Source organism: Leyella stercorea, from assembly GCF_019052365.1.
In the GTDB taxonomy this organism is placed as follows: domain Bacteria; phylum Bacteroidota; class Bacteroidia; order Bacteroidales; family Bacteroidaceae; genus Prevotella.
This window is the reverse complement of the sequence record NZ_JAHQUY010000084.1, coordinates 1-10928: the sequence shown is the minus strand read 5'-3', so window position 1 is coordinate 10928 and position 10928 is coordinate 1. Positions and strand designations below refer to the sequence as shown.

Below are 10928 nucleotides of genomic sequence, written 5' to 3'. Positions count from 1 at the left end.
CATTGCAACGTGCTCACCAGATAAGGGCAGAGCGTATTCTTCATCCAGAGACCATTCCAGAGGTAGGTCATTTGATGATTGTGAAGGAAATCCCCAATGACGAGTCTCCCGAAGTCTTAGATTGGATCCAGACTTACATCGACTGGATGAGCGACAACACAGACTATTCCAAGGCTATTGTTGACCAATCAAAGTATCTGAAATACCTAATGAGCGAGTTCCTTGCCAACAAGCGCAGACCTCACATCACTCTGAGGAAGTTCGACAAGGAATGGTTAAAGGCTTTCTTCCTTTGGCTGAAGAACGACTATGTACCCCAAAAGTATGTACGAGTTGAAGCCAAACCTTTGTGTGAAGGTTCCCTTCACAATGTTCAACAGCGCATAGTGACGGTGTTCAACAAGGCTGTCAAGTTCGGCAAGTTGAAGGCTAACCCTTTCTACCAGTTGGAGAAGTCAGACATCTTTCCCAAGCCAAAGACATCACATAAGCAGTATCTCACTCCAGATGAACTGAAAAGGTTCATGGCTTCAGATGAGAGAAGTCCTGGAGTTGCAGAGACACAGAGAGCTTTTGGTTTTGCCTGTCTAACAGGACTTCGTATCAGCGACATCAAGGCTCTGCGGTGGAGTGATATCAAGAGGAACGAGGAAACAAACACGCTTGTAATCATCCAAAAGAAGACCAAGGCTCTCAATGCCGTACCAATCGGCAATACCGCCTTGTCATGGATGCCACCCAAAGGCAATGATGATTTTGTGTTTCACCTTCCTGCCAAGGCTAATGTGGATGCAGCCCTTAAAAGGATAGCTAAAAAGGTGGGCATTGAGAAGAATATCTCTTTTCACTGTGCCAGACATACATTCGGAATTTTGGTGCAGGCGGTTACTGGTAACATTGAGACTACCAAGAAGCTGATGGGACACAAGTCACTCAAATCCACCTCCATCTATGCAGATGTGCTGACGAATGAAAAGGTCAAGGCTGTTGACAACACGAAGAAAGCCTTTCGAGGTCGCAAACAGCGTGAAGAGAACAAGCAAATACCGAGGACAAAGCGGACAGCAGCCACCAACACCCATCCACGCAGAATAACTTTTTTACAGGATAACAAGTAAACGGAACTTTTCAGGATAACAACCAGTTAATTTCACTTTTGTAGTCCCCATTTTTCGGGCAGGGATTTCTCTCTGCCTTGGGGGACTGCACTTTCAAAACAAGCAATACAACAAATCATAAACAATTAAATTACAGGATAATGAACAAAACAATATATTAAGGTATGAAACAATTGATATTGACATCAGCATTGTTCTTGACTGCAACATTAGGATTTGCTCAGAACATTACAGAACCAGAGTATAAAGGACAGGTAGCTGTCATTAACACAGACAGCACCACAACGCTTCTCCAGAAGGAAACTGGAGAACACAAGGCAAAGTCTTCGGCTTTCGCCCTGGTTCCAATTCCAGGAGCTTCCCTTCTTGACAGAACTAAAGCTTACCTCACAGTGAAGGGAGCAGAAAGCCCTAACAAGATTTCCTCCAAGAAGTTTTCCCTTATCATCCGTGTGAAGGACAACAGCGAGGAGCCAAAGAACGCCTTCGGCATCTTCAAGTTCGAAACCAAGAAGAAGGAACGCAGATTCAAGATGGCAGACATCGGCTTCGGAAGCGCATCAGCTACTACCAATTTCACCACCGTAGATTACGAGGTGAAGAAGTATGGATCTTCATCTTACCTCGTAACTCTCCATGACCTGCCAGCAGGAGAATATGGAGTGGTGGCTAACGGTTTTGACAGTATCGCCACATTCTCAGTGAAGTAGAAATCATTTTGTAGAACCAGTTAAAGTTTATAGATATGGGAACAGTATTTTTATGGTTATTCATGGCATGGCTCTTCAAGGGCTTCGGTAAGGCTATGACACATTCTGGCGGCAAGAAACGCAAGGAAAGCTGGGATGGACTCAGCTACGAACAGAAGGCATGGCTGCATGACAAACATAATGGGCGATAAGCCGTTATGTAACTGCGTCAAGGATAAATAGTGAAATTGACATATTGAAAGAAACATCAATCATTAAGCATTTCAGTAGTGCTATTATCCCTCTGTGCGTGAGCATCGAGGGGTTCTTTTAGGGGTATTCAAAAGGCTGCTTGGTGATATAATTAAGTGGTTGGTTGAAATGGGGTTCGATACCCTGCACTCCACACAACTATAATCAAATTAAGAAGTTTTAAAGGTGGATTGTCATAAGTTCATCCAAGGAGGGCGGTTGTTGTTCGTGAGAATGATGACCGTTTTTCTTTTGTATTAATCCACCTCGAAGCAGAGCTTCTTCTTGATATTGTAGATTTCTTTATCTGTAAATTTTCCACATAGTCGCTCCAGTAGTGGCACAAGTGTTTGGGAACGAGGAATATACTCTGTATATATCTCTACTGCTATATCACACTTAGCTAAATAGTATGACATAAGCCCTAAAACATCCTTTTCTGTTGTACCAGTGGGATTGAACAAAGGAAAGGCAACCGATGTGATTCCTTTCTCCTGATATGTGGCAAGAAATTTAGCCAAGCCTAACTCCATATATCTATATATTTCTTCTCCATGTTGCAGAACAGGAAATATTAATATCTTGCGCTTCGATGGGGAATTGTATATCCAGAGTTTGCCGGGGGCAAGAAGACATTGTTCACATATCCATTTGTAACGCTCAAACATATAAGGATAGCGTCTTCTGAATATTGACGCTATCCCTTCATCCATCGTTCCTTCACAATTGACAGGAACCACAATAGTTTGGCATGTACTAAACTGAATATCTCCAGTCTCGTAAAAGATATTTGTTTCAGTCATTCCAAGGGTCTTTATCGTAATAAGGAAAATTATTATAAGACCAACGTTCTAAGCAAAAGACGAGAACGAATGAAAATACATATAAAGCACACCATTTCAAACTAAAAACAGGTATAAAGATGAAAGCATAAATTGCAAAACAAATCATGCCTGTCATGGTAACCTTTGCTAAAATGTTTAATGCCTGCACTATTAAAATTACATAATCTCTCATATTTACTTGAATTTAATGATAAAATATTCTTTGTTTAAAAACTCTTTCGGGCAAAGTCCTTTCTTGGGCTTGCCAATTGTTATATCCACAATCTTCTTCTCAACGGACGGCTTATTACCTTTCGGATAGCCTTTAACGAAGAGAACGTGGGTATAAGGACGATACAGCACCTCTCCATAATGTGTTTCTGCTGCCACATCATAGGGAACTTCGCAGTTGGTGGTTAAACGCTTTATCCAATGCGGCTTAATTTCCCTGTATTCTTCCATCTTCTCAGCGGATACAATCATCGAATACCAAGGTTCTGCAAGATGCAAAGTCAAAACATCCTTTTCCATTACTTGATAAAATTAAATACTACATTACATCTTTCAAGAAGATCTTTTTTGTTCTTGTAGTAGATGCCGTTGCAAACATATCTAACAACTTGACTACGCCACACCTTCTTGCCGTTTCTAACCTTGTATTTTATAATCATTGTTAGCTTTGGAATGCAGTTAGTCGTGTCACTGAATGAAACTTCAAACTGATCAGTTTCCAGACTGTAGGATGTTCCCCACCATCTTGTTTTGTCTAAATCCTCTTGTGTCATAATTTATACTTTTAAAAAGGCAACTGTTCCGTGTTCTTCCAATGAGGTATAGAACATGGAAACAATTTGCGTTTAATTCTTCCTATCTTTTGAAGATAATGATTACGTCTTTTGTATTTCCACATTGCATTCGTAAATTTACAAAAGTTATTGTCACATCTAAAACATACACTCTTTTGGTATTCATCCTCTGTGGCAAAATTACTTTCGTAGTAACACCAAGTACATGGATTGAAAGCCTGTGTAGGAATGAACGATTTACTATATCTCATGCTTAAATCTCTTTAAAGTTAGTTCACTCCAGGCTTCAAGTCCTTGCTCTTGATATACTATATCTTCTTCAAGGCTATTCAAAAAAGCTTCCAAGCTACCATGAAATCCATGGTAGCGGAACTTTGAAAAGCACACCTGGCACTCACATACCTTCATAAGACCTTTTGGTGTGTCACACCAACCGATAACTTTAGATTTTCCCTCCATTAAAGAGCCATCATCGCCATTTGGACATTGAAGTCCTACACTATATGGAATAGACTCCCAATTACTAATCTTCATTGCAAGGAGCCTTTTTCTAATTGATACATTCATTTATCATCCAATTGTTTGGCAACGATTCTTACCAATTTGTTAAACATTTGTCCTTTAATTTCTGGATGCAATTTCTTCACCGCTTGTTTTGCCGTTGCCAGGTTATTCTGCTTGGCAACGGCTTTCAGATATTTCTTGCGAAAGGAAACTATGCCCTCAATAGCCTCGGACGCTTCTTTTACATAGTTTTCATCCGAGGCTCCTTCTATTGCTCCAGTGACCTGTTCTCTGCAAAACATGATTGCCTCATATTCCGCTTTAGTAACACTTACCATCATAGTTCAGTCCTCCAATAAGTGTCCTTTGCGTTTTAGAAACGCCTTGACCTCATTCATAAATGTACATGAATCCTTTTCCAGTTCAAGGATCTTCTTCTTACCAAAACCAGCTTCTCTACAAAGCTCCATAGCGGTTTGGTCATCCTTCATAAAGGTTATGACGTTCTGAATGACCGACCATTGTCCTTTTTCAAATTCTGTAATCATATCTTTAATGTTTACTTTCCAGTTTCATTCTTGTTTTATTTAATTCTCTTATTGCAGCTAAGTTCCAAGCTACCAATACTAATGTAATAATCATATAAGACAATCCGATGGAAATCAGCAACGCCAATATAAGACTTCTTATCAGCGTGAAGTGTATTGCAAGCCATAAAGTCACAAGTAAGAATCCGAATATGACAAAAATAACTGTTTTGCATTTTTTGTCATATTCGAAGTTATACAAGTTTATGCCTTCCACGGAAGCGTTATTCTTGGCTATGTCATAGACCTTCTTTGTTCTGTCAAACACTCTCTTGAAGTTCTCGTCTGACGCAATAATTTCCGCATTACAAGCAAGCAGCAATAGAACATAGACAACGAAAAGCAAGGTCGGCGTAATGCCCCTTCCGCCTTCGTTTATTGACTCATCGCACCAAGCGAAAATTCCTACGATACCTATACCTGAAAGTATAGCGATGCCGTGCAGCAAACTGATACCATTAATCTTTTTCATTGATATATCTTTTTATTTAGTCAAACAATTCGAGTTGTCGTATATCATATAAGTTGATGCCTTTTCTGATTTCAGACAACATTTCTTTTTGGAACTTGCTTTTTTTCTTTTCTAAAGCAAGTCTCTCTAAACGTCTAAGAGAATTGTAAATTGCTTCCTTCTGGGAGCCATACAACTCACGACTCTTTCTGTTGCAACCGCAGCTTGCACAGGAATCTCCCATATTGCAATCAAGCCCACATACCCATCCTTTAGGAGTTAATGCGGTAAAGACATCAAAAGACCATCCCATAGAAGGCTTTCCTTCACTAATCCATGAAATTGGAGTATTAGGATTGGTACAGATATTATTCTTGTTAAAAACAAACGTCTTATCCATAATTTCCTATTTTAATTGTCCTTTACACATGGCTTCTGCATAGTGCAGGACATCACGCATAAAAGGAAGATTAATATTATCTATTTCCCCATGTTCCAAGGCTGCCAATTGCTTCTGGAATATCTCATGATCATGTTCGAACGAATAAGCCAGGAAATATCTTAACCACATTTGCACACTCTTAGGTCGAGGCAAGTTTAATTCATTAAGAATCATTACAGATATTCTTATCTCGTTGAGCCAGTTGAAGTATATACTTGAACCGTTCTCATCAATGAAACCGAATAGCATGTGAGCCATGCTGTCAGTTCTGTCTATAGCAATTTGGAAACAATCGATATTGAACTTGTCTCTCAACTTGTCAGACAAGGCGAGAAGTTGCTCAATCGTAGTGGATGCCTTAATCAAAAAGGACATCTTTCTGATTATCTTCATTCTGGCAGTAGGGGTAAAATGCTTATGTTGTATAACCCTATCTGTAAGCTCCTTAAACTTCTCCTCGAAATCAGCTTTCTGCCAATACTCAGGAGTCTTTTCCAATCCATTTTTACAATGGATAATAGTAAAAACATTGTCTATCATATATATAACTTTTTAGTAGCCGCATAAATGCGGACGATTCATTCATTTTTTCCAAAGGTCACCATCACGATACGTATGCTTTATCTCATATATAAAAGCTATTGCGATTGCAATGATGACCACACCAAGTGCTATGCAAAGTATCTTCATGCTGTTATACCCTTTATTTGTTGACTTCTTCCAAATAGGCATGGACAAAATCATGCAATGTTTCATTGGCTGCATACAGAAGGCTACAGTCATGCACATGCTTGGAATTGCGGTTCTGTATGGTTTTGGCTATAGTATAGCCAGTGTCATTATTTGGAAAGAACATATAAATATTCTCATAATCGTCTGTATCAACTACCATTGGTATGAAGTTTCTTACATCAGACATAATGAAACAGTCGCAGTCTTTAGGAAGATTCAGAAAATGTTTCTTCTGGATGGAGAGATAAGCAAGATAATCCGTAAACTCCCAAAATAGACAGCAATGCTTATTGCTGTCATCTTTAGAGTGAGCAACATAAACATATCCTTTGTTATCCAATGTTATAGGATTTTTCATATAAAGTGGATTAATGAACTCTATCCCACCATTGACATTTCTGATGCCATACCCTCTGTAGTTTCTGTTGAACGAGGAAAATTCAACAAAATAGAGGTTGGGAGAGATTGCCCATTTTTCTGTATTATGCTGCTGTGCCAACTCTTTTCGTTCTTCGTCTGTCATAGATACAAGGCGAAGATTACCTCCTAAATGACTGTATTCTACTCTTCTTTTTGAAATTTTCATGTTCTTTGTTCATTAATGAGTTCGACAAAATCTTCCGTTGTATTGCCTATGGCGAAATAGTCACTGATGTCTTTCTCTTTCTTGCTACCTTCCAATGGTAATTGAAGACGAGAAACATTGTATCTATTTTTGAAGTCTTCGACTCGTTCTTTCGACTCCTTGATGCCTGTTTCATCTGAATCATACAGAAAGATTATTTCCTTGAAACGCTCAGAAAGTTCTTTCAACTTATCTTCCGGCACCTTTGCAGTCTCGCTGTTGAAGGCTATGCCATAAAAACCATGAGCTGCAAGCGAAAGCACGTCTTTCTCACCGCCTGTTATGAATACACGTTCTCCAGATGTAGGCAATTTGTTCCATCCGAAAATATATGGCTTGGGTAAGTCACCTGCATACATGAAACGATATTCAGACTTTGGACGATAAAATTTGATGCCAAGCCCTCCATTGAAGTAATATCCATATATAGGAACAAGTTCACTGCTTACGATAGCAAATTTCTTTCCGTCTGTTTTGACAAACGAACAGCTTTTGATACTTTTCACGTCGTATCTCAGCAGCGTTTTCTCATCTATCCCATAACGTTGCCAATATTCCAACTCTTTGTCCGAAAAATGCTTTGTTATAGGTTTGAACTCAGAAATGGAGCATTGCTTTTCCTTGCTACCACAGGCTATGACCTTTTTCAGCTTCACCTGTTTGCCATGAAAACCATCATCATAAGATGAAAACACATTGAGTTTCATATCTCGGTCAATCTGTTCAAGAAGTCGCTTGAAATCTGTGTTTAAGTTATAGCCAAGCAATTTGGCAACAATAACAAAACAATTACCACAGAATTTGCTATCACCGAAGTCTTGAAGGAAATAGTAGTAACTATCTCCTCCAGACTCGTTCTTATACAGACGGCAAGATGCCCTTTTATCCTTTCGATAAGGATTACGGAAAAACTGGGCAGTACAATCTTCGCCAAGGTAGTGCTTGAAAACGTCAAGTCCTCCATGGGTCTTTTGCAATATTTTCTTAGCTTCTTCCATCCCAATTATAATTTATTTAAAAACGTATATTCATTAACCTTAACTCTAAAATCTATGTCTGGCATAACGATGATGTCGAACATTTCATTCATTCTTGCTGCTATTCTGTCTCCATACTTAGGGCGAATTTCCACATTTGCAATGTTTGTTGTCATTATAGTTGGCAAACGAGCCTCGTATCTATAAGCCAGAATGTCGGAAACAGGAGTGTATTCATTGCCGTATGAAGAGACTACAGTAGGCTCCAAGCCAAACTCATCTATACCAAGTATAGTGGAGTTCTTGTATTGCTTGAATGCTGTTTTGTCTTTGATGGCAATCTCACATAGTTCTTTAGCCGTTTGGCATCTAAAGCCTAACACCTTGTTCTCTGAAATCGGGTTAGGATCTTCAAGTTCCAAAGCATTGATAACTTTTCTTATTGCCATAAGGGTTGTTGTCTTTCCATTGCCAGGAATGCCATTCAGCAGCAGACCCCATTTCTTTTCAGGTGAGACAAGCCAATTGGCAACTGCTTCCAACTGTTTGCTCTGCTGCTCATTTCTTATATAATGATGAAAACCGCTTTCCACGACTTTCTCAAACGCACATTGCAAGCCTCGCTTGCAAAGGTCTTCATCAATCGGCAGCTTAGAAAGATTGGGTATAGACTGCTCCTTCAGACGACTTAGGAACAAATCTACTTCCATTTTGCTTGTCTTGTTTAGAAACTCCATATTGATTATTACTTTTTGATGTTGCACTATTGTTTTTATAGAGCCAATCTACAAAATGGCTCTTGTAATCTTGAATGTCCGTATGGGTAGTCTTTCCTCGACATATCATGTCTAAATCGAAATCCTCCAATCTACTCTTTACAAGTTCCACTCTGGCAAGAGAGAACTTTCTTGCGATAGCTCCAAGCCAAAGCTCGTCCTGCTCCAAAAGCTCCAGGAAACTTTCTTTCCTTGCTTTCTTTTGTTGGTTTTCTTTCTCTTCTTTTCCATCCAAAACTTCAAAATTCTCAACTTCTCTCGCACGCGCGGATGTTGATGATATATTTTTCTTTATTTCTTTATTTCTTATATTCTTATATGTTGTTACTTGTATGTTATCTGTTTGTTGATCGTGTGTTGGCTGCATGTTAGCAGTGTGTTGGTTGTATGTTAGCAGTGTGTTAGTTTGAGAATCATTATCAATGTAACCCATTACACCACAGGTGTTTACATCCAAATTTGGTTGGTCGCTTTTTGAGGCGAAAACCAAAGCTTGCTGCACACTTTCACACTGAATGTTAGTTGTATGTTGGTTGTATGTTAGCTGTATGTTAGAAGGTGCAAATCCAGCCTGGTAACTATCATAATTACAGATAGTTATGATGCGTGGTCGGTTGGTCGCTTTTTGAGAAATTAATATTTCTTTAGATTTTTGCAACTTCTCTATACACGTTCTGATACTCCTGTCCGATATGTTGGTCGATTCTGTCAGAGACTTTCTTGTCACCATTATTTGACCTCTTCCAAGAATATTCTCACCATTCGCAGAAGGACAGTAGTTAACATTCAACAACAGATGTATGAACAGATGGAAGGTTATGGCATCCTTATACCAACGCCAATCTTCTATCTTGCGATACAACTTTACCCAATTTGGGTTGAGTTCGTCCTTACCCTCTGGCTGAAAACTATCATACGCCACGACAGATATTGTTGTGTGGTGTTTACAAGACAAAACTTTTATCTGTTTTGTCTTCAATAACTTCTTTATGCAGGTTCGCACAGTCTGCAATGACAAACCTGTATTGTTGCACAATTGTGCATAGCTTGTAAGCATCTGTCCTCTCTTGATAACCACTTCTCCTATTTCCTTATCGGAAAATGAGGCGTGAAGAAGAATATGCAGGTACAGAAGCACCATGTGCGAATCTTTATACCAACGCCAATCACAAAATGTTCTTGGCAATTTTATCCAACTATAATCCAAACCTATCATTCTAATTCACATTAAGTTCATCGTCTTCACATCGTTCAATAACGAAAGACAACATTAGATTACCTTTCTTTGACATTATCTTTATGTAATCGTCACAGATAACCAGTTTGCAGAATTTACCTATCATGGAATGGTGCTGGTGCCAATAATATTTCTGACCATTGATGGCACTCGATATAGCCTTCAGATTCTTCTGACATTCTTCCTTGCTCGGATGAGGATCATACAAATCAGGCATAATGTTGAACAGAAGACATTGCATCCACAAAGGTTTCTTAGCCTTATATATGTTTTTTTGTATTCTGTACATGGACATAACTGGAGAAGTAATCTTGTTGTTGATTGAAGAGTGTCTTCAAATCCGAAATTTTATACTCTATCTTTCCTGGTCGCTTGGCAAATGGTTTAAGTCTGCCTTCCTTCACCCATCTGCGCACATTACCAGTTCCATAACGTCTGTATGCCTCTCTTTGAGAACAAACGGTCTGTGGAGTTTTCTTCATCATTGCCACAAGTTTCGGGGCAAGGGCATCCGTTAGCTTGGCGATAAAAGCCTCATAAGCTCCACGGTCTTCATCCAATATTATCTGTACCATAATAATTATTATTAGGATTATTCATATCAAAGAAGTAAGTTGGTTTGGCTGCTCGTTCTTCGGCAGTAGGATAATAAAGCGGCTCCTGGCTGCTTTTGTACACACCTGCCTTTGTGAGCATAACTCTTATACCAGCTCTTGTAAGCTCATACTTCTTTGCCAACGCTTCGAAAGCGCAATTTGGAGAAATAACCTTTTTCTTAATCATTTCACCGAAGGTATTAAGATATTCATCAACAACCTTCATTCTTCTCAGTTGGCTTTTTGGAAAAACCTCCTGATAAATTTCAAGATTTTCTTTTGTCATATTACTTTTTTTATTAATTTTTTTTT

Annotated in this window: 18 protein-coding genes; 3 read left to right on the top strand and 15 right to left on the bottom strand. The window is 39.0% G+C overall.

Annotated elements, in window-relative coordinates; genetic code table 11:
* The 3 genes from KTQ90_RS11655 to KTQ90_RS11645 all read left to right on the top strand — a co-directional run.
* A partial coding sequence (locus tag KTQ90_RS11655) for a site-specific integrase (RefSeq protein ID WP_217318586.1) occupies window positions 1–1118 on the top strand: 1118 nt, incomplete at its 5' end.
* A 164-nt stretch (window positions 1119–1282) separates the two neighbouring features.
* Window positions 1283–1828 carry a hypothetical protein gene (locus tag KTQ90_RS11650; protein WP_217318585.1) on the top strand — a complete coding sequence of 182 codons (546 nt, stop codon included), beginning with the start codon at window positions 1283–1285 and terminating at the stop codon, window positions 1826–1828.
* A 35-nt stretch (window positions 1829–1863) separates the two neighbouring features.
* On the top strand, window positions 1864–2019 hold the full coding sequence (locus tag KTQ90_RS11645) for a hypothetical protein (protein ID WP_153083065.1): 156 nt from the start codon (window positions 1864–1866) through the stop codon (window positions 2017–2019).
* A gap of 297 nt (window positions 2020–2316) precedes the next feature.
* Here KTQ90_RS11645 and KTQ90_RS11640 read toward each other — a convergent pair whose 3' ends face one another.
* The 15 genes from KTQ90_RS11640 to KTQ90_RS11570 form a co-directional block, all read right to left on the bottom strand.
* Complete coding sequence (locus KTQ90_RS11640; RefSeq protein ID WP_217318584.1) at window positions 2317–2862, bottom strand: macro domain-containing protein; 546 nt, start codon at window positions 2860–2862, stop codon at window positions 2317–2319.
* Between the two features lie 216 nt (window positions 2863–3078).
* On the bottom strand, window positions 3079–3414 hold the full coding sequence (locus tag KTQ90_RS11635; RefSeq protein ID WP_217318583.1) for a hypothetical protein: 336 nt from the start codon (window positions 3412–3414) through the stop codon (window positions 3079–3081).
* On the bottom strand, window positions 3414–3668 hold the full coding sequence (locus KTQ90_RS11630; RefSeq protein WP_118432462.1) for a hypothetical protein: 255 nt from the start codon (window positions 3666–3668) through the stop codon (window positions 3414–3416). Before KTQ90_RS11630 ends, KTQ90_RS11635 begins: the two co-directional genes overlap by 1 nt.
* A gap of 261 nt (window positions 3669–3929) precedes the next feature.
* Entirely contained in the window at window positions 3930–4223 is a 294-nt protein-coding gene (locus tag KTQ90_RS11625) for a hypothetical protein (RefSeq protein WP_147336576.1), read from the bottom strand.
* Between the two features lie 29 nt (window positions 4224–4252).
* Window positions 4253–4534, bottom strand: coding sequence for a hypothetical protein (locus KTQ90_RS11620; RefSeq protein ID WP_217318582.1), 282 nt, complete (start codon window positions 4532–4534; stop codon window positions 4253–4255).
* A 3-nt stretch (window positions 4535–4537) separates the two neighbouring features.
* On the bottom strand, window positions 4538–4741 hold the full coding sequence (locus tag KTQ90_RS11615) for a hypothetical protein (RefSeq protein ID WP_106812155.1): 204 nt from the start codon (window positions 4739–4741) through the stop codon (window positions 4538–4540).
* 4 nt (window positions 4742–4745) lie between these two features.
* Window positions 4746–5252 carry a hypothetical protein gene (locus tag KTQ90_RS11610; protein WP_217318581.1) on the bottom strand — a complete coding sequence of 169 codons (507 nt, stop codon included), beginning with the start codon at window positions 5250–5252 and terminating at the stop codon, window positions 4746–4748.
* Between the two features lie 16 nt (window positions 5253–5268).
* Complete coding sequence (locus tag KTQ90_RS11605; RefSeq protein WP_118432475.1) at window positions 5269–5631, bottom strand: hypothetical protein; 363 nt, start codon at window positions 5629–5631, stop codon at window positions 5269–5271.
* A 6-nt stretch (window positions 5632–5637) separates the two neighbouring features.
* Window positions 5638–6213 (bottom strand): hypothetical protein, encoded by a 576-nt coding sequence (locus KTQ90_RS11600; protein ID WP_217318580.1) that lies wholly within the window; start codon window positions 6211–6213, stop codon window positions 5638–5640.
* 163 nt (window positions 6214–6376) lie between these two features.
* Entirely contained in the window at window positions 6377–6928 is a 552-nt protein-coding gene (locus tag KTQ90_RS11595; RefSeq protein ID WP_217318579.1) for a hypothetical protein, read from the bottom strand.
* A 59-nt stretch (window positions 6929–6987) separates the two neighbouring features.
* Window positions 6988–8028, bottom strand: coding sequence for a toprim domain-containing protein (locus KTQ90_RS11590; protein ID WP_217318578.1), 1041 nt, complete (start codon window positions 8026–8028; stop codon window positions 6988–6990).
* Between the two features lie 5 nt (window positions 8029–8033).
* Window positions 8034–8717: a P-loop NTPase family protein gene (locus KTQ90_RS11585; protein WP_217318577.1), complete on the bottom strand. Its 684-nt coding sequence runs from the start codon at window positions 8715–8717 to the stop codon at window positions 8034–8036.
* Complete coding sequence (locus KTQ90_RS11580) at window positions 8659–9999, bottom strand: DUF7833 domain-containing protein (protein WP_217318576.1); 1341 nt, start codon at window positions 9997–9999, stop codon at window positions 8659–8661. Before KTQ90_RS11580 ends, KTQ90_RS11585 begins: the two co-directional genes overlap by 59 nt.
* A 281-nt stretch (window positions 10000–10280) precedes the next feature.
* On the bottom strand, window positions 10281–10595 hold the full coding sequence (locus KTQ90_RS11575; RefSeq protein ID WP_217318575.1) for a hypothetical protein: 315 nt from the start codon (window positions 10593–10595) through the stop codon (window positions 10281–10283).
* The coding region (locus KTQ90_RS11570) for a hypothetical protein (protein ID WP_217318574.1) at window positions 10573–10928 on the bottom strand (356 nt) is incomplete at its 5' end. The genes KTQ90_RS11570 and KTQ90_RS11575, both read right to left, overlap by 23 nt.